This is a genomic window from Sulfurimonas hydrogeniphila (assembly GCF_009068765.1).
Lineage (GTDB): Bacteria > Campylobacterota > Campylobacteria > Campylobacterales > Sulfurimonadaceae > Sulfurimonas > Sulfurimonas hydrogeniphila.
Genome location: NZ_CP035534.1, coordinates 113,662 through 132,767, shown reverse-complemented (window position 1 = coordinate 132,767; position 19,106 = coordinate 113,662). Strand labels below are relative to the sequence as shown.

General features: G+C 39.1%; 20 protein-coding genes. 9 read left to right on the top strand and 11 right to left on the bottom strand.

Annotated features, from left to right (window positions below; genetic code table 11):
• Window positions 1-1,002, bottom strand: a complete 1,002-nt coding sequence (locus tag ETP70_RS00665) for a cytochrome-c peroxidase (protein ID WP_151901467.1) — start codon at window positions 1,000-1,002, stop codon at window positions 1-3.
• 141 nt (window positions 1,003-1,143) lie between these two features.
• The gene (locus ETP70_RS00660; protein WP_151899361.1) at window positions 1,144-1,398 is read right to left on the bottom strand and encodes a hypothetical protein; all 255 of its coding nucleotides are present in this window, start codon (window positions 1,396-1,398) and stop codon (window positions 1,144-1,146) included.
• A gap of 102 nt (window positions 1,399-1,500) precedes the next feature.
• Here ETP70_RS00660 and ETP70_RS00655 point away from each other — a divergent pair, with 102 nt between their 5' ends.
• A complete protein-coding gene (locus ETP70_RS00655) occupies window positions 1,501-3,273 on the top strand; it encodes an ABC transporter ATP-binding protein (RefSeq protein WP_151899360.1) in 1,773 nt (590 codons plus the stop codon).
• Window positions 3,274-3,302: 29 nt separating this feature from the next.
• Window positions 3,303-4,208, top strand: a complete 906-nt coding sequence (locus ETP70_RS00650) for an A/G-specific adenine glycosylase (protein WP_230973284.1) — start codon at window positions 3,303-3,305, stop codon at window positions 4,206-4,208.
• On the opposite strand, the gene ETP70_RS00645 is transcribed toward ETP70_RS00650, so the two are convergent.
• On the bottom strand, window positions 4,191-5,675 hold the full coding sequence (locus ETP70_RS00645) for a sensor domain-containing diguanylate cyclase (RefSeq protein WP_151899358.1): 1,485 nt from the start codon (window positions 5,673-5,675) through the stop codon (window positions 4,191-4,193). The genes ETP70_RS00650 and ETP70_RS00645 overlap by 18 nt on opposite strands.
• Window positions 5,676-5,723: 48 nt before the next feature.
• A complete protein-coding gene (locus tag ETP70_RS00640) occupies window positions 5,724-6,062 on the bottom strand; it encodes a hypothetical protein (protein WP_151899357.1) in 339 nt (112 codons plus the stop codon).
• A 154-nt stretch (window positions 6,063-6,216) separates the two neighbouring features.
• On the opposite strand from ETP70_RS00640, the gene ETP70_RS00635 reads away from it, so the two are divergent.
• From ETP70_RS00635 to ETP70_RS00620, 4 genes are read left to right on the top strand one after another with little or no spacing between them, the layout of a single operon-like run.
• Window positions 6,217-7,395, top strand: a complete 1,179-nt coding sequence (locus tag ETP70_RS00635; protein ID WP_151899356.1) for a TolC family protein — start codon at window positions 6,217-6,219, stop codon at window positions 7,393-7,395.
• Window positions 7,392-8,390, top strand: coding sequence for an efflux RND transporter periplasmic adaptor subunit (locus ETP70_RS00630; protein ID WP_188110011.1), 999 nt, complete (start codon window positions 7,392-7,394; stop codon window positions 8,388-8,390). The genes ETP70_RS00635 and ETP70_RS00630 overlap by 4 nt, the downstream gene beginning before the upstream one ends.
• Window positions 8,391-8,434: 44 nt before the next feature.
• Window positions 8,435-8,683 (top strand): prevent-host-death protein, encoded by a 249-nt coding sequence (locus ETP70_RS00625; RefSeq protein WP_151899355.1) that lies wholly within the window; start codon window positions 8,435-8,437, stop codon window positions 8,681-8,683.
• Entirely contained in the window at window positions 8,676-8,948 is a 273-nt protein-coding gene (locus ETP70_RS00620; RefSeq protein ID WP_151899354.1) for a type II toxin-antitoxin system RelE/ParE family toxin, read from the top strand. Before ETP70_RS00625 ends, ETP70_RS00620 begins: the two co-directional genes overlap by 8 nt.
• An 8-nt stretch (window positions 8,949-8,956) precedes the next feature.
• On the opposite strand, the gene ETP70_RS00615 is transcribed toward ETP70_RS00620, so the two are convergent.
• Window positions 8,957-10,231, bottom strand: coding sequence for an MFS transporter (locus ETP70_RS00615; protein ID WP_151899353.1), 1,275 nt, complete (start codon window positions 10,229-10,231; stop codon window positions 8,957-8,959).
• A gap of 124 nt (window positions 10,232-10,355) precedes the next feature.
• On the opposite strand from ETP70_RS00615, the gene ETP70_RS00610 reads away from it, so the two are divergent.
• Window positions 10,356-13,478 carry an efflux RND transporter permease subunit gene (locus ETP70_RS00610; protein ID WP_151899352.1) on the top strand — a complete coding sequence of 1,041 codons (3,123 nt, stop codon included), beginning with the start codon at window positions 10,356-10,358 and terminating at the stop codon, window positions 13,476-13,478.
• A 9-nt stretch (window positions 13,479-13,487) separates the two neighbouring features.
• Here ETP70_RS00610 and ETP70_RS00605 read toward each other — a convergent pair whose 3' ends face one another.
• The 6 genes from ETP70_RS00605 to ETP70_RS00580 all read right to left on the bottom strand — a co-directional run bounded on the left by ETP70_RS00605 (window position 13,488) and on the right by ETP70_RS00580 (window position 17,007).
• Complete coding sequence (locus ETP70_RS00605) at window positions 13,488-14,000, bottom strand: ferritin-like domain-containing protein (protein ID WP_230973283.1); 513 nt, start codon at window positions 13,998-14,000, stop codon at window positions 13,488-13,490.
• 67 nt (window positions 14,001-14,067) lie between these two features.
• Window positions 14,068-15,183: a sensor histidine kinase gene (locus ETP70_RS00600; RefSeq protein ID WP_151899350.1), complete on the bottom strand. Its 1,116-nt coding sequence runs from the start codon at window positions 15,181-15,183 to the stop codon at window positions 14,068-14,070.
• Window positions 15,176-15,823, bottom strand: a complete 648-nt coding sequence (locus ETP70_RS00595) for a response regulator transcription factor (protein ID WP_151899349.1) — start codon at window positions 15,821-15,823, stop codon at window positions 15,176-15,178. Before ETP70_RS00595 ends, ETP70_RS00600 begins: the two co-directional genes overlap by 8 nt.
• On the bottom strand, window positions 15,820-16,182 hold the full coding sequence (locus ETP70_RS00590) for a HepT-like ribonuclease domain-containing protein (RefSeq protein ID WP_151899348.1): 363 nt from the start codon (window positions 16,180-16,182) through the stop codon (window positions 15,820-15,822). The genes ETP70_RS00595 and ETP70_RS00590 overlap by 4 nt, the downstream gene beginning before the upstream one ends.
• The gene (locus tag ETP70_RS00585) at window positions 16,175-16,489 is read right to left on the bottom strand and encodes a nucleotidyltransferase family protein (protein WP_151899347.1); all 315 of its coding nucleotides are present in this window, start codon (window positions 16,487-16,489) and stop codon (window positions 16,175-16,177) included. The genes ETP70_RS00590 and ETP70_RS00585 overlap by 8 nt, the downstream gene beginning before the upstream one ends.
• Window positions 16,490-16,524: 35 nt before the next feature.
• On the bottom strand, window positions 16,525-17,007 hold the full coding sequence (locus tag ETP70_RS00580; protein ID WP_151899346.1) for a putative iron-sulfur cluster-binding metallochaperone: 483 nt from the start codon (window positions 17,005-17,007) through the stop codon (window positions 16,525-16,527).
• Between the two features lie 136 nt (window positions 17,008-17,143).
• On the opposite strand from ETP70_RS00580, the gene ETP70_RS00575 reads away from it, so the two are divergent.
• Complete coding sequence (locus tag ETP70_RS00575) at window positions 17,144-17,530, top strand: FixH family protein (protein WP_151899345.1); 387 nt, start codon at window positions 17,144-17,146, stop codon at window positions 17,528-17,530.
• 12 nt (window positions 17,531-17,542) lie between these two features.
• Window positions 17,543-18,904 carry a protein-disulfide reductase DsbD family protein gene (locus ETP70_RS00570; RefSeq protein WP_151899344.1) on the top strand — a complete coding sequence of 454 codons (1,362 nt, stop codon included), beginning with the start codon at window positions 17,543-17,545 and terminating at the stop codon, window positions 18,902-18,904.
• The last annotated feature ends 202 nt before the right edge of the window (window positions 18,905-19,106 follow it).

Sequence of the window (19,106 nt, the reverse complement as noted above, 5' to 3'; positions counted from 1 at the left end):
TTAATTTGTCTCCGGTAAAATAGGCACAGTCACTATATCTTGCGATAATTTCCCTGTTAAAGATTGTAAAAACAGATAAATACTTTCTGTTTCCTCTTGCGATAAATCTACCCCTAACTGCACCTTTGCCATTATTTTTACAGCTTCTTGCAATGATGCAACACTGCCATCATGAAAATAAGGGGAAGTCATTGCAACATTTCTAAGTTGCGGTACCTTAAAGAGATATTTGTCTTCTTCTTTTTTCGTGACATTGTAGCGACCTTCATCAATCTTCTTGCTTTTGGTATACTCCCAGTAAGGCGCAACAACTCCAAATTTTTGCAGCATTGTACCGCCAAGCAGTGCTCCTGAATGACAAGAGGCACAGCCTGTTTTTATAAATGTTTTAAGCCCCGTTTTTTCTTTTTGTGTCAAAGCATTTGTTTTGCCCTCTAAAAATTCGTCAAACCGTGAAGGTGTTGAAAGTGTGCGCTCCCATGCTCCAATCGCCTTTGCATAATTGGCAACGCTTATCGGCTTCGTATCATTTGGAAATGCTTTTTTAAACAAAATACGGTATTGTTCAATACTTTGCAGCTTCTTTTCCACCCACTCGTTAGAAGGTGCACCAAAAGAGCCTTTTCCGAGCAATGCCTTTCTTGCCTGCTCTTCAACATCTTTTCTGTCTCCGCGCCAATGCTGAGAAACCTGACCTGCAGCATTGAGGACCGTTGGTGCATTTCTTGGATTCAGTTTCCCAAAATTCCCTCTTGATTTTTCAAGATTGTCTGCTCCGTAATAACTAAACGGATGGCATTTTGCACAACTCGTTGTTCCGTCTATAGAAACTCTTTTTTCATGAAAAAGCATCTTTCCAAGTCTGATTTTTTCCGGCGTCATGGTATATTGCGCAGAAGAAAATGTTTTTGGCAATAGCGCAAAATTTTGTTTTGCCTGTTCTAACAGGAGAGTGTCTGAAGCATAGAGGGATGATATAACAACTGATAATGAAAAAATCATTTTCTTCACGGAGAATCCTTTTTTTAGTAAAGAGCATACTTTCATTAATAGAAAAATATTATCTTTTAAGAATTATTTGATATTATTGCTTAAAAAGAACTTATTCAGCTATAAAATCCGTCTATTTTCAAAATATCCCCATTAAATATCATCTCTGTAGACATCCGTCATATCAAAATCATTTTCCGGTTCAATGGTAGGGATTGCATCCAAATCACTTGGGTCCACTTCCACTGCTGAGAGATTATAATCTTTTCCCTGATAAAACCTCTGCTCTTTTGCATATTTTTGTTCTTTTTGTATCTGTTGCTGAATATGCTTTTGTGTAATATCATCCCCGTTAAGCACCATTACATGTAAGCCGGCAAAGACAACTGCCAATAATATTTTCTTCATAACCTGTCCTTATCTATTTTTTCACAATATATTATACCTGAAATATCTAAAAACATAAAAAAGTTAACTTTAGAGTCTGCTTTTTTGAGATATAATTCTTTTATGAATCAAAAACCTGTCACTATAAAATCCATCTTTGCATTAGCGCTGCATAAAAAATCTTCTCTGATAAACGGGCAGATTTTGACCATTTTGGCTATCATCGTCAGTGTTCCCATTCCTTTGATGCTGCCGGTCATGGTAGATGAAGTCCTGCTGCACAAGCCGGAGTATATTGTTCCAACTATTAACAAATTTTTAGGGAGCGGTTCTGCTTTTTACTATATTGGGCTTGTTGCCTTTGCTGTTATATTTTTACGCTTTTTATACTACTTTTTAGGGGTACTCAGCACAAAAATATTTACAAAAATTTCAAAATATGTCACTTTTATGATACGTTCACGTCTTTTAAAACATCTCCAAAAAACTTCCATGAATGCCTATGAGACCCTTGGAAGCGGTGCTATTACGGCAAATCTTATCACCGACATCAATACCCTTGATGCATTTATTATGAGCAGTGCTTCACGTTTTGTTGCCTCTGTTTTAACCCTTCTTGCCGTCGGTATCGTGATGATTGTTATCAATCCTGTTTTGGGCATACTCATACTTTTTGTGCAGCCGCTTATCATGTTTGTCAGCAAGAAAATGTCCGCACGCGTGGGAGAACTCAAAAAAGAAGAGAACCAGGCAATTGCAGAATTTCAGGAAAATGTCGGCGAAACGCTTGAACTGTTCGGGCAGATAAAGGCCAGTAACAAAGAACAGCATTTTTTTGGCAAAGCGATAGAACAGGCAAAAAAAATTCAGGATACTTCCAATGAATTCAGCTTTAAAAGTGTCGCCTATGAAAAACTCTCTTATACAATCTTTTTAAGTGTTTTTGAACTCATTCGTGCTTCAGGACTTTTGCTTGTAGCCTACAGTGATCTGAGTATCGGTATGATGTTTGCCATGTTTGGCTACATCTGGTTTATCATGACACCGGTCCAGGACATCCTCTCCATGCAGTACAGTTATGCCTCCGCCAAAGCTGCTTTAGAGCGTATCAACAAAGTCCTGACACTCAAAACAGAAACGAGCGGGGAGAAAAAACTTACAACAAAGAGCGTTGATATTTCTTTAAAAAATATATGCTTCAGTTATGCCTCAAGTGATAAGCTCATTCTTAAAGAGATAACTTTTGATGTCAAATACGGTTCAAAAACAGCGCTTATCGGTGCAAGCGGCAGCGGCAAAACAACCCTTGCTCAGATTATTGCCGGTTTTTATGAAAAAACATCCGGCGAACTCAAATATAATGATATTCCCACAGAAGAGCTGGACAAACACTCCGTGCGCCAAAAAATATTTTTAGTCCTGCAGATGCCTATCCTCTTTAACGCTTCACTCAGATTTAACATCACCATGGGACATGAAAACATTAGCGATGAGGCCATCCACAAAGCTCTTGAAATCGCCCAGCTCTCTGACATGCTCCAAACTATGCCAAGCGGACTTGACACCCTCGTCGGGCATCACGGCATACGCCTTTCAGGCGGGCAACGACAAAGACTCAGCATCGCCAGAATGATAATTGCAAATCCGAGTGTCGTCATTTTTGATGAATCAACTTCTGCACTCGATGTACACACCGAAGCCAAACTCTTTAGAGCACTCGCTCCCCTGCTTGAGAAAAAAACAGTCATTACCATCGCCCACAGACTCAGCACTGTTAAAAATGCCGATATGATTTATGTCCTCAATGAAGGCGAAATAGTCCAACGCGGCACGCATGAAGAACTTGAAGAACAAGAAGGGCACTACAGCGAATTTCTCAAGGAGCAGTTGTTATAAAAAAGATAAAACAGGCACAGAAAGAACTTTTGGCATGGTATGAAAAAGCAGGCAGGCATGAGCTTCCCTGGCGAAATACACAGGACATCTACCGTGTATATCTCAGCGAAATCATGCTCCAACAAACACAGGTCAATCGTGTACGGGATGAATACTACCCCCAGTTTTTGGAGAAATTTCCCACACTTCAAAGCCTTGCAAATGCACCGCTGGATGATGTTTTAGCGGCATGGAGCGGACTTGGGTACTATTCGCGTGCAAGAAATCTTCATAAAACAGCCCGACTTTCACCAAAATCTCTGCCGACAGACTACAAGGAGCTGCTCTCTCTGCCCGGCATAGGGCAATACACCGCAAGTGCCGTTTGCAGTTTCGGCTGCAATCAGAATATTCCTGTTGTCGATACAAACATAGCAAGAGTGCTCAAGCGTTATTTTGCCCTCTTACATGTAAAGGACAAAACAGTTTGGGAATACGCACAAAAATTCCTTAATCACAAAGACACCAGAAGCCATAACCTTGCCCTTATGGATTTGGGTTCGCTTGTCTGCCTGCCCAAAAATCCAAAATGCGAAGAGTGTCCGCTACAAAAAACCTGTCAGGGAAAAACAGAAGCGGAGTTATATACAAAAACAAAGAAAAAAGAGTATGAATCACTCGAACTTTTTTACGGTATTTGCATACAAAATGAAAAAATAGCTCTTACCCCTGCTACAGGAAACATGTACAAAGGCATGCTTGAACTTCCTGCCGTCGACCCGATAGAAGAAGATTTTTTAGGCAGTTTCAAACACGCCTACACAAAATACCGCCTACATGTAAAGCTCTACACACTCGACTCTTTTGAAGATGGCATCTGGGTAGAAACAAAGGCCTTGCACAGCGCTCCAATCTCTTCTTTGACAAAAAAAGCGCTCTCAACAGTTTTCAAATAGAACAACTTTGTTTCTTCCGCTCTCTTTTGCTTTATAGAGGGCATTGTCCGCACTTTTATAAATATATTTCACTTCACCCTCGCGTGCATCAGAGAGATAACATACGCCTATAGATATAGTAAGCACTCCATACTTTTCATTGTAAAGATGCTCAATTTTCAGGTTTTGCACCTCTTTGCATATATTTTGCAGGTGTCTAAAGGCTTCCTCTTTTGTATAGGCACTGCAGACAAAGCCAAACTCTTCTCCGCCCAAACGGAAAAAGAACTCATTGGCACGCTGTGTCAGTTCTGTGATTTTTGCAGTAATGCTTTGAAGTGCCTCATCCCCTGCATCATGCCCGTAGTTATCATTGTAGAGTTTAAAATTGTCCACATCCATAATCACAAAACAAAAACTCTCATGGGTTCTTTTTGCTCTGTTTAGCTCCTGCGGAAACACTACATTAAAGTACCGCCTGTTGTAAATATTTGTCAGTGCGTCCTGCATGGACAAATCTTCAAATTTATGCCGAATATTATATATTTCTGTTATATCATTTAATGTCACCATCATATGCATTTTATTCTCTTCATATATCTTTTTGGCATACACAGAAAAATAGTATTCCTGCTCCAGGTAACAGATTTTTATGATTGGCTCTTCCTCACCCAGAACATCTTCCACCCATTGCATTTTTGTGCTGTTGATGGTATCACCATGGCATGATGCACAAAAAAAGTCACAAATGCATTCATGCTCTCTTTTAAACTCTTCCAAAGAAGCATACTCTTTGAAAAATTTAAAAAATGCCTCATTCGCCCGGGTAATACTGTTGCCGGTTGTGATAATGATGATATTGGGACTCTTTTCAAAAAGCGTCTCCAGATAAATCTCTTTTTTGGCATGTTCTGCTTCGAGCAGTTTTGTCTGCTGGAGAACTTTGAGTTCAAGCGTATTGCTTAGCTTTTCATAACTACTACTCTTTTTTTGTAAAAACCTGATGAGAAAAAGAAGGACAAGTGTAAAAACAGTAAATAAAAAACTTACTGCAAAAAACTTGAACCAGACGCTCTGTATCTTCTCTACATAGAAAGAGGCATCCATATCAATGGCAATCTCTTTATAAACATAATAAAGCCTTTTTTTTTCGCTCTCAAGCTTATAAAGAGCTTTTTGTTGCACCTTTGGAGTCACTGTATAGTAAAAATCGTTTGTTTGGTATTGTTTCAAGAGGGTTTGTACAGGCAGACTGGGATCAACTTTTTTAAAGGCATCACCTTCTTTCACATAAAAAGTTCCAATCTCGGCAGGAAGATTACGGATATTTTCTATTTCTTCGTAATGTTCCCGTGCATCTTTGAGTAAATTGTCAGTATAGTTTTTTTGTGCCTCTACAGCTATCATGTAGAAGTATGCTTCTATAAAAACCCATACAAGCAAAATGGTAATCCCAATCATAAAAAATTTATTTTTTGAGTTCTTCATACAAATAGCTTATAGCAAACAAACTGAAAGCTATGTTAAGGAATAAAGCTAGCTCTCTTCTATCTTGATATCAGAAGCGACAATGTACAAAGGCGCATTGTGTACATGTAACATTGTACTTCCGCTTCCAAGGGCAAAGCCATAGAGGTTGTTTTCTTTGATAAGTGTTATCCCAAAGCCCATATCTAAGAAAGAGAGGACATGGTTTTCCAAAATTCTCGAAGCATTGATACCGCTAAAAGTAATTTTAACAGTGTGAATATCCTCCCCCTCGTCATCCTGCACCACAAGTGTCACAATTTTTGTATCGGGCAGCTGTTGTATTGAACGCAGTTGTTCATGCTTAAAGTGGTTGTACTTTTGCAGTAATTCTTCTATCTCTTTCATTTTTTCCCTTTTTATTAAAACAACATCTTAACAATAAAAGGCTTTCTCACCGCTTCGTTGACTGAGTTAGCGTAGACATATAAGCAACAAAACTCACAAACACTACACATTAGCATGCTATACTTTGAAAACTAAAAAAACAGAGGAATAATTTATGAAAACAGTGATACTGGGTATTTTCCTACTTTGCTCCGGAGCACAGGCAGTCAGCCTGAGTGAAATTATTGACATCTCTTTGGCAAAAAAACCGTCGCTGGAAGCTATCAATGAAAGAATTGAGGCAAACAGATATAATATAGCAGTCTCCGACCAATTTGAAAACCCCCAACTGCTCATAACAAAAAATACACTCAATTCTTCGCAGGCGATGAGTCAGTCTGTGGTGACATTCAAACAAAAAATTCCTTTTTACAATAAACGTGAAACCAACAAAAAAATTGCAGAAGCGGAAGATGCTTTGTTGCAGGAAAAACTAAATGCAGCAAAAACAAAACTGGTTGCACAGATAAAGAGTGAAGCCTATACCATTTGGAAACTGAATGAATTGTATAAAATTATTGATGAGTATGTCACACTGACACAGCAAAACATTGATCTGTACGAATCCTACACAAGTATTGATGAGAACCAGCATATCGGAATAATGAAAGCGGAACTCTCCCTCTCAGATCTGCAAATCCAAAAAAGTGTTTTGCGTGAAAAAATCAATGCTGCCTATGCAAGACTCTCCTATCTGGCCTCATTTAAAGTACACCATTTGGATATAAATATACAAATGGGGGAAAAACCGGATTTGGGACAACTGCAAAAATCTTTAGCAGAGAACCCGGATATTAAAATAAAAGACAAAGAGATTCTCAAACAAAATGCAAAGTTAAAAATGGCAGATCTCAACAACTATCCGGACATTAATCTCATCGCAGGCTATGCTCTTCGAGAAAATTTCAACAACTATTTTAATTTTGGTTTCGGCTTGAGCCTGCCTATATACGGCACGGAAGACTACAAAGAAGAAGAAGCACGCGCCTTGGTTCTCTCCGCTACAAGCCAAAAAGCAGATACTCAGATATCTGTCAATGCCGAGCTTGAAGCCTATTATGCGCAAATGCTCTCTTCTTATGAAATATATCATATTATTCAAGATGAAGCTCTTCCCCAGGTTGCTCACATGTTTGAGCTTTCAAGCTCTTCCATCTCTGTCGGGGCTGATTTGTTCAAATATATAGATGTCCTGTTTCAAAAACTTGATTTGGAACAAAAAAGTATCAAAGCCGTCGCAAACTACAACCTGGCACAAGCCAAAATAGCACAACTTAAAGGAGAATTACAGTGAAAAATTTAAAATTATTACTACTTTTGCTGCCGTTGATGGTATCGGCAAAAGAAGCATCGGTGGAACAGCTTTTTTCAGTTCAGACCGTCAAGGTACAAAAAACAAAAACAAGCCACAGCAAAAAAAATTACGGTTTTGTCAAAGCAAATGAAGCGAGAGTGTATGAAGTGAGTCCCCGTTTTGGAGGATTTGTCGAAAAACTTTATGCCGACAAAATTTACAAATATGTCAAAAAAGGCGAGCCTTTGGCAGTTGTCTACTCTCCTGAAGTATACAAAGCAAAAGAGGACTATGTCAACTCGTACAACTACACAAAAAACAGACCAAACAAAGGTATGCTCAAGAGTGCAAAGCTGAAACTTTCTTTGCTGGAAGTCGCGCCAAATGAGATTTCTCAAGTTATAAAGATGAGAAAAGTATCACCGAACACAACAATCTATGCACCGCAAAGCGGTTATATCTTTATGAAAAATATCAATGAAGGATCTGCTTTTAATGCAAAAACAAATCTTTTTGAGATAGTCAATCTTGATGACGTCTGGGTTGAGGTAAAGGTCTTTGAAGATGATGTCAAATGGCTCAAACATGCCAATGACTTTCGTGTCAGTTTTAAAACAACCGATAAAACATACGAGACGCATTCAAAGTTTCTTTATCCAAATCTGAGTCCAAAAGAGGCAACGCTCACTATGCGACTCACTTTGGCGAACAAAGACCATACACTTTTTCCGGGAATGTATGCGGATGTAATTTCAAAAGACAAGGCAAAAGAGTATCTGACACTGCCGCAGAGTGCGGTTATCTTAAAAGACGGAAAATACTATGTTTTTGTTGTCGGAGAATTTGAGGGAGAGTATGAACCGATGGAAGTCAATGTCAAACCGCTCAATAATGAAACATACATCATAACAAGCGGACTCAATGCCGGCGATGAAGTTGTCAACAATGCCCTCTTTATGATGGACAGTGATGCGCAGATAAACGGCTTGTATTAAAACTGTGTTATAATACTCTTAAAAGTACTTTTAAGGATATTCTTATGACAGTCAGCGCAAATGAAGTAAAAAAACGAGGCGTTTCTCTTTTTGGAGAACTCTTGGAGAAATGGGACGAGGTTATTATCAATTTTCGTGGTGAAAAAAAGTATGTCGTTATGGACATAGAAAGGTATAAAGAGCTTCGTGCTTTGGAACTTGACCGTGCTTATACAGAGGTAATGGAGGATATTAAAAATGAAGATTATCATACAGATATTGCAAAACATTTAAAAGAGATAGCTGATGTATGAAATCACTTTTAGTAAAAAGTATGAAAAAACAGTAAAAAAGTTTTTTAAAAAGCATCAAAATTTAAAAGGAAAATACACAAAAACTATTCTTCTTTTACAGAAAAACCCTTTTCACCCTTCACTGCGTTTGCACAAACTGCAGGGGCCGTTAAGTGAATATCATTCTGTCTCTATTGATATGGATTACAGAATCCTCATAGATTTTATCATTATAGATGAGCAGATCATTCTTATAGACATCGGTTCACATGATGAGGTATATTAATTTGCATCTCATTCCATTGCCTGGCGCACATCTTTTGCGACTTTTTTCTCATCTACAAAAAAGAGAAGCAGTCCGCCGAGAATAAAAAGAATGGCAACAGAAGCAATCGAGAGTCTTGAATTATGGCTAAAGAGTGCGACAAAGGCTACCAAAAGCGGCCCTATGATAACTGCAAATTTTCCAAGAAGATCATAAAATCCGAAAAATTCTGCCGCATATTTTTGCGGTATCATTTTGGCATAATAGGAACGGCTCAGTGCCTGAATACCTCCCTGAACCAATGCAATAAGTATTGCCAGTATATAAAATTCATAGACATCTTCCATCATCGCAGCATAAACAATAATAAATATATAGACAGCGATACAAAGATAGATAACTTTTTTTGTATCCCAGATATCGGCAAGTTTGGCAACAATGAGTGTGGCAGGGAAACCGACAAACTGCACAATAAGCAAGGCCATTATAAGCTTGCTGCTGTCAAACCCCAGCGCCATTCCGTAATCAACAGCCATACGGATAATAGTGTCCACCCCGTCAATATAGAGCCAGTATGCCACCAAAAAAAGCAAAAGTCCTTTAAGACTTGCCACTCTTTGAAAGGTTTTTTTCAAACGCAGATACCCTGCAACCAATAAAATATTTTTCTGCTCTTTGTCTCCCTTCTTCTCCTCTACAAAAAGCAAAAGAGGCAATGAAAAAACCGCCCACCACACTGCAACACTGACAAAAGAAGCTTTTATCGCCGCAGCCTTGTCTTCAAAACCGAAAAAGGCGGGTTCCTGTACCATAAAAACATTCAAGGCAAACAAAATACCGCCTCCGAGATATCCAAGGGCAAAGCCCAGGCCTGAAACATAGTCAACATTTTTATCATTACTCACAGAGGGAAGCAAAGCGTCATAAAAAATATTTGATCCCATAAAACCGATATTTCCCAGCGTATAGACAAGTGCCGCCATCTGCCAGTTTCCCTGCTCGACAAGAGCCAGTGAGGCACTCATCAAAATACCCAAAAATGCAAAAAGAAACAAAAAACGCTTCTTGAGTGAACCTGCATCAGCCACAGCCCCAAGCAAAGGCGCAAGAAGCACTACCACAAAACTCGAAATTGAATTTGCAAATCCGAGCTGCGCGGTACTCACAGTCACCTCAGTTCCCACACTGTAATAAGACTTGAAAAATATAGGGAAAAACCCAGCCATAACAGTGGTTGCATAGGCAGAATTTGCCCAGTCATACAGTGCCCAGGAGTATATAGATTTTTTATTATTGTTTTTCATATCCTAATTCTATAAGAAAATATATTAAGAGAACCTCTAAAAATCCTGATTGTCTCATACTATTTCTCACAAACGCTACACACTAGCGTGCTATAATTTTCAAAACTAAAAAAATGGACAAATTATGATAGAAAAACTCATCGCTTTTAGTATAAAAAACAAGTTTATTGTTCTTTTGGCGGCTTTTGCTCTTGTCGGTGCTTCTATTTGGAGTATGAAAAACACGCCTTTGGATGCTTTGCCTGACTTGTCTCCTCCTCAGGTCATTGTACAAATCAATTGGGCAGGACAGTCTCCTGAAATTGTCGAAGATCAGGGAACCTATCCGCTTGTTGCACAGTTTTTGGCTATTGCCAATATTGATACGGTACGTGGATACTCTACCTATGAGAACGGTCTTATCTACATCATTTTCAAAGAGGGAACAGATCTCTACTGGGCACGAAGCCGTGTTCTTGAACAGCTTGCTTCCATTCAGTCGCAATTGCCGGCAAACATGAATGTATCCCTTGGTCCCGATGCCAGCGGTGTGGGCTGGGTGTATGAATATGCCCTCAAATCAAAAACAAAGAATCTTGCCGAGTTGCGTACCCTCCAGGACTATTACTATAAATATGCACTTATGGGTGTTGACGGTGTCAGTGAAGTAGCGAGTATCGGCGGATTTATTCCTACCTTTCAGGTGACAGTAAACAATGACAATCTGGTTCGCTACAATCTCAGCATACAGGACATCAAAAGAGTATTGGCCAAGAACAACAATGATACAGGCGGGCGTATCGTCATTAAAAACGGATATGAGTGGATGGTACAGGCCAAAGGCTATATTAAAAACCTTGATGATATCAGAGGACTTGTTGTCACAACAAAAGCCGGTACACCTGTAAAACTCGGTGATATTGCACGGGTAGAACTTACCCCTGCACCGCGTCGCGGTCTGGCAGACTTAAACGGCGAAGGCGAAGTTGTCGGCGGTATCGTTATGGCACGTTACGGCGAAGATGTTTATACAATGATTAAGCGTGTTCAGGAAAAAATGAAAGAGCTTAAAGTTGAGGGTGTGGATGTTGTCACCGTCTATGACCGTTCAGGTCTCATTGACAAAGCGGTAGACACTTTAAAAGATACGCTTATTGAGGAGAGCGTTATTGTTGTCATCATTATTGGACTTTTCTTGATGCATTTTCGCTCTTCGCTTATTGTCATTATTGTTCTGCCTTTAACAGTCGGTTTTACCTTTTTGCTGATGAAAATCTTTGGTATCGGCTCAAACATTATGAGTCTTGGAGGTATTGCCATTGCCATAGGTGCCATGGTTGATGCCTCCATCGTCATGATAGAAAATGCCCACAAAATGCTGCACAAATTTGAACACAAAGAAGGAAGAATCCCGACAGAAAAAGAGCGCATTGCTATCATACTCAAGTCCTCACAGCTTGTCGGGCGTCCGATATTTTTCGCACTTGCACTTATTGTCGTATCATTCCTGCCTATTTTTGCACTGACAGGTCAAGAGGGACTGTTGTTTACTCCGCTTGCCTTTACCAAAACATTTGCAATGGCTGCAGGCGCACTGCTGAGCATCACTCTGGTCCCTGCACTGATGATATTTTTTGTCAAAGGCAGAATCCTGCCAGAGAGCAAAAATCCACTGAACAGATTTTTCATCTGGCTCTATCGTCCAATTATTGTCTACGGCCTCAAAGCAAAATATCTTGTCATTGTTCTTGTTCTACTCTCTCTTGGTTACATGTATCCGCTTTACAAGAGTCTGAAATGGGAATTTATGCCTATGCTCAATGAGCAGACATTCATGTATATGCCTGTTACCCCTTACGGTATCAGTATAGACCAGACAAAACAGCTTTTGCAAAAAACAGACAAGATTATCAAAAGTTTTCCCGAAGTAGAAAATGTTTTTGGCAAAGCCGGGCGTGCAGGTACTGCAACGGATCCTGCTCCTCTTGGTATGCTTGAGACTATCATCACGCTCAAACCAAAGTCCGAGTGGCCCAAAGGCATGACCTATGACAAACTGCGTGAAGACATGGAAGCCGCTTTGCAGATTCCGGGACTGACAAATTCCTGGACCTACCCGATTCGCGGTCGTATCGATATGCTTTTAAGCGGTATCCGAACCCCTATCGGTATCAAACTCTACGGAATGGATGCGGCAGGTTTGCAAAAATTCGGCAAACAGATAGAAGACAAACTGCGGGAGTATGACAAAACCCTCTCCGTATTTGCAGATCAGGCAAGTGCCGGATACTACATTGACATTATCCCTGATGAGGAGAAACTTGCCCGATACAACATGACAAAAGATACGCTCTTGGAGTACACAGCTTTTGCCATCGGGGGCATGAAAGTTTCAACAATGTACAAAGGTCTTGAACGTTATCCTATCGCACTACGTCTGGAAGACAATGAGAGAAGAAGCCTTGAGTCCATCAGAAACATACAGGTCAAAACCAAACTTGGCTTTGTTCCTCTTGGTTCACTTGCAAAAGTGGCTTACAGACAGAGCGCTTCTGTCATAAAAAGCGAAATGGCAGCACCTGTGACCTTCATTTATATCACACCAAAAGAGGGTATCAGTGCAACAGAGTATAAAATAGGCGCACAAAAGTTCATCAATCAAATCAAATTTGATCCGGGATACTATATAGAATGGGCGGGACAGTCAGAGTATCTTGATTCTGCTATGAAGCGTATCATCTGGATTGTGCCTGCTGTTCTTGTTGTCATCTTTTTACTCATCTATATGGCACTCAAAAAACCGGGACCGACAATTATTGTCTTTTTCACTCTGCCTTTTGCACTCTTAGGCGGACTTATCTATATAGACATCCTCAACTTTGCCATGAGTATAGCCGTTATCGTCGGATTTTTGGCACTCCTTGGAGTAGCCGCGGAAACAGCCATCGTCATGATAATTTATCTGCAGGAAGCGGTGGATGAATATAAAGAAAAATATGGAAAAAACTTTGGAATCAAAGAACTCAATGCCGCAATTTATGAAGGAGCTGTACAAAGAGTCCGTCCAAAACTTATGACGGTGTTTGCTATTTTGGCAGGTCTGACACCTATTATGTATACCCACGGAGTAGGAAGCGAAGTCATGCAGCGTATTGCCGCACCTATGCTTGGCGGAGTTGTCAGTTCAGCTGTTTTGAGCCTTGTCATCATTCCGATCCTGTTTGAAATCTATGCAAAACGACAACTTTCCCAAAAAGAGGATATTTAATCCTCTTTTTTATTGCATCGTACTTTTTATATTTTGAACAAATTCTGTAATGTCATCATGCAGATCCTGTAAATCTGCTTCATGCTCTACCTCATCGGCTAATATCTGAGAAACCATATCGTAAGTGATGATATCCTTGTCTTTGACAATATTGGCAAGTTCCGAATAGGTACTGATTGCACACTGTTCTCCTTTTATAGAGTCTTCAAGGATGGCAACCACATCAAAGTTTTTTGGCTCTTCATAGCCGCAGTTTGTATGCGTAAACCACTCTTGCGGATTCAGAAGCGGTGTACCGCCAAGCTGTATGATTCTGTCGGCAACCATATTGGCATGTCTGAGTTCATCGTTTGCATGCTGTGTCAGCTCCGCAAATGCCGCATCTTTCATAATGCCTTTAATCACTTTTGCTTCTATAAAATACTGATAATAGGCCAGCCACTCATCAGCATAGGCTCTGTTAAGCAACTTCACCACTGTTTCAGGTTCTATGCCTTTAATAATCGAATTTCCTCGTGTCATAATATTCTTCTCCTCTGATTTGAATTACCTCAAGTATAAGGCAACTCTTCTTAAAAGAAAATTATTATTATTTAAAAAGAAGTGTGAATTGTGTTCCTTTTCCAAGTTGGGATGTAACATTGACTGTGATACCATATGCATTACATATCTGTTTCACAATGCTCAGACCCACACCGAATCCGCCTGCTATATCTGATTCACGTTTATACATTTCAAAAATTGCATCAAGTTTTTTTTGCTCTATACCGACACCCTCATCTGCTATAACAAAGGCATTTTTATCAAGTTTTATGCTTATTTTTGTTTGGGGAAGAGAGTATTTGATGGCATTTGAGAGCAGGTTGGAAAACAACAGTTCTGCCCGTGAGGGAATTATATGAAAATAACATTCTTCAAGCTGACTCTCTATTTTTATATTTTTTGCATTTGTAAGTTCACTGTAGTAACTGATAGTCTGCTCCAAAATATTTTTAAGATTCACATCCTCTGCTTCTTGCTGTTTTTGATTAAAATTTAAAAATGTCAGTGACTTATAGATACTCTCAAGCTGTTTTGTGCTTATAGAGATATTCGTCAATATTTTTTTATCATAAACTTTTTTCTTGATTGCTCGGCTCGCACTCATTTTCAAAGCGGTTATAGGAGTATTCAATTCATGTGAGACATCCTGAATGAAGCTCTCTATCTGCTCCATTCTCTGATGCACAGGTTTCATAAAGAGTTTGGCCAGTATGACAGAGATGAGGACAATAAAGAAAAAACCCACACTCATAACCAAAAGAACATTTTTTTGCAGCTCCTTGAGCTGTTTGAAATACTCTTTTGTTCTGACAAGGACATATTCAATATTCAGATGTTCCTGCGGTGCATCCGAAACCAGAACCTTATAACCGTTTTTTTCATAATATCCTGTTTTAAAACCCGCAGCTTCATTTGCACCAATCAAACTGTATTCATACCCTTTTTCATTTGGGAGCTGTAATGTTGTCCCTTTCATCTGTGCATTAATTATGAGTCCTGAAAGTTTGTCGGCGATATGGTTGAGCTTATAATAGGTTGCACTCTCCAAAGAATTTTTCTGTGCGCTGTAGTACCAGTATCCTGAGAGCAAAACAAACAAAAAGGAAGAGACAAGATAGAGCGTTACAAAAGAGTAAAAAGACTTTTTTTCCAACTCATTCAAATTTGTAGCCCTCTCCCCGGATATTGACAATATGTTCTTTGCCGATGTATTTTCTCAGATTTTTTACAATGGTACGAATAGCATCATCACTCGGCATATCTTCATACTCCCAAAAATTTTGCAACAGTTCGTCAGAACTTACCACACGATGACGGTTTTTATAAAAGTAATGAAGACAGTCACTCTCTTTATGTGTCAGTTTGATCATTTTTTCTGGCGTTTTGAGTATATGTGTTTTTGTGTCAAATATGATATGTTCATCCAGTTTCACCAGACTTTCCAGTCCAAAATGTCTCTTAATGTTTTCTATACGCTGTGCCAGCTCTTCCAAATCAAAAGGTTTTTTTATAAAATCGTTCGCGCCTGATTCAAAAGCGGATTTGAGATACTTTGTATCATGAAAAGCGGTAATGAAAATAGCCGGTGTTTCATCATGGAAGTCTCTCAGTTCCCGCAGTAGTGAAATACCGTCGCCATCCGGAACATTAATGTCAAAAATATACAAATCAAATTTTTCATTTTCCGAGAGTTCAAGTGCCTGTTTCATACTGTAAGTCTGCACAACCTCATATTCGTCTTCCAAAAAATCAACCAAAATGTTTGCCAGTGCCGTGTCATCTTCAAGGAGTAATATTTTCATTTTTCGTTTATAAGTATATCTTCAGTCGTTTTTTTAATGATGGGTAATCTTGTTTTTATTACATCTTCCACTATATACAGGTCCACACCTTCATAATCATGCGCTATAAAATTTCTTAGTTCGTAACTTCCTTTTATATCCTCTTTTGCAAACTTTGAAAGTATCTCAAGTTCACCGTTATGAAGTAATTTATCAAACTGTTCTGAAATGGATGTAAGATGCATAAGTATAGCTGCTCTTGCATTTTGTTCGTCTTCTAACGCTTTCTCAATAGAGCCGTTTTGTTTCACTATCTCCTCTATAAAGAGAATCTTTTTTTTTATAACTTTTATTCTCTCTACAGATTTTTGACTAAACATATATAAGCTCCTTTTTGATACTCTCTTTAAATGGACTGTTGCTGTCTAAGTCAAAAATATCTATATTTCTATGAAACTGCTTTCGTATTTTTGATTTTATCGTTGCTACTGTATCAAAGTAATCATAAGATGTGTTTGTCTGTAAGAAATTTTCATCTTTGGATATGGCAATGTCAATATCACTGTAAACTGTTTGTGTCTCTTTTGCAAAACTCCCAAAAAGAGCGACTGAGCTGATGCCATTTTTGTAAAGTTCAGGTTTTATCTGTTTGAGATACTCTATGATATTGTTTTTTGTCGCTTTCATAAGACAGATTATAGCATATCTGTGCCACTAACATCCTAACTCTGTGTTATAAGCTCTTTTATCGCCATGCTTACATCTCCAAGACAACATCCGCCGCTTGGGTTCAGCACTTCACAGGCACAGCCGGGATTTTTCATTTTTGCTTTGATGTCTTCAAGTGCTGTTGTTTGTCCTGTTGCCTCTAATTCCGCTTTTATTTTCTCTTTGCTCCAGCCAAAACAGTAGCATACAGTAGCCGGAGTTGCTCCTTCTTTGAGTCCGACGACAACGCTCATATCATCCTGTGTCAGTATCTCATCGCCCCGAAAATAGACTGCTTCGCATGCAGCTGTTTTACAGTAGTAAAAACCGTCAAAACAGGAAAGTTTTGATTTTGCCTCCTCTGTTAAAAGATGCTGCAGTGTTTTGCCCAGCACCCCTTTGGCTTTTTCTCCACATATCGGACAGGCAACTTTGCCTTTTGGCTGAGGCGTACAGCAGTTATCACCTTCATTTTTTGTTCTAAACAGATCTGTCATGACTTATCCTTTTTAAAAAGTCAATTATATATTTTTCCTGTGTAATCTTTGTGTCATACATTTTTGTCCCTGTGCTACACAAACACACCACAAAAAAGTTATATACTTCTCCTAACAAAACAAAAAGGAGTTTCTTATGAAAACTTTGGCAAAAATCTTTTTCGCATTGCTTTTAGGCACAACACTTGTTCAGGCAGCCGCATTCTCCAAGGATGCAAAATTCAGAACAACAGCAGTACATATCACCGCAGACAAACCGCTTACTACCGGTTCCAACACACTTATTGTCACTATCAAGAAAAACGGCAAACCTGTCACTGATGCAAAAGTAGCACTCAAAGCCTTTATGCCAGCCATGCCGGGGATGCCTGCTATGAGCTCAAAAGCAAATGCCCAAAATCTTGGTAACGGAAAATACAAAGCAACACTCAATCTTGCAATGAGCGGAACATGGCAACTGCATATATTTATCACACCTAAAACAGGAAAAAGGTCTCGTGTTAAAACAACATTAAACTTTTAAAAGGCAAAAAAGATGAGAAAAAAGATTATTTTACTTTTTCTGCTGTTAGTAACAATTCCGTTGTTTGCCAATGCAGAAAGTCTCCAAACACACACGCTTCTAGGATTGTTACTCGGAGCCTTTGGAGCCGGATTACTGCTTACTTTTACTCCCTGTGTACTGCCTATGATTCCGATTCTCTCAAGTATTATAGCCGGACAGGGTGAAAAGCTTACCAAGAAAAACGGTTTACTCCTCTCTGTTGCTTATGTTCTTGGCACAGCACTGACCTATACACTTATGGGTGCTCTTGCCGGGGCTACAGGTGAACAGCTGCAATCCTACTTTCAAAATATCTGGGCGATTGGTATTATGAGCTTTGTCTTTTTTCTGCTGGCACTTTCTATGTTTGGTTTTTTCAACCTGCAAATGCCCTCTTTTATTCAGTCAAAACTTGACAGTCAAACCCGAAATATTAAAGGCGGTACCTTTTTTGCCGTTTTTTTGCTCGGTTTACTCTCGGCCCTTATTTTAGGAGCCTGTGTCTCGCCTGTCATTATCTCATTTCTAAGTGTTGCCATTGCACAGGCAAATCCTGTTTTGGGAGCAGAGATGATGTTTGCACTCTCTCTTGGTATGGGTGTTCCGCTCTTACTCGTTGGTCTGGGTGCCGGATATCTGATTCCAAAAGCAGGCGCATGGATGGATTATGTAAAGTACTTTTTCGGTATTCTCCTTTTAGGTGTTGCTGTAAGTATATTTTCCGAGCTTGAACTCTTTTCTTCTTTGTATCTGTGGGGTGTTTATTTTATAATAATCGGCGCATTTATATATCCCTTGGCAACAACAGATGAGTCCTTGACGCTATGGCAGAGGTTTTTAAGAACTCTGGCAATACTGTGTCTTGTTTGGGGAACTATCAGCTTGACAGGAGCTGCTATGGGGCATGACAACATATATATGCCACTCAAAAGCAACGCTGTACAACAATCAACATCAAGTTTGCAGACGGTTACAAAAACACCTTCTCTTTTTACAGAAGTACCAAACCTCAAAACAATGGATGAAAAATTAGCGCTGGCAAAACAAACCGACAAGCCTGTATTTGTCTATTTTCATTCAAAATATTGCAAGGTTTGCAAAAAACTCGATGAAACAACATTCAAAGATCCAAAAATTATTGAAATTCTTAATAACAAATATATTGCCTTAGTGGTTGATTTGTCTGATAAAAGCAATAAAGACACACTGGCTATTAAAGAAAAATACGGTGTTTTCGGCTATCCCGCATTCTTGCTCATAGAGAGTGACGGAACACCCCAAACGGATTCAATACATTACGGCTATGAAGGTGCAAAAGAATTATTTGATGTACTTGATTTAAATGCAGAATAACAAAAAAGCAATCCTATAAAGAATAACTTAAACGGAGTAAAAAAATAAAAAAAACAATAGCCCAGTAACAATAAAACCTCAAAGAACATTTTCAAGAGTATAAAACTCTTGGGATTGTTTGATTTTTGAAGCACTTTATTAAAGTCATTATCTAGAATTTGACTCAAGTGTTTCAATGATCAAACACCTAAAAACTGTTTGG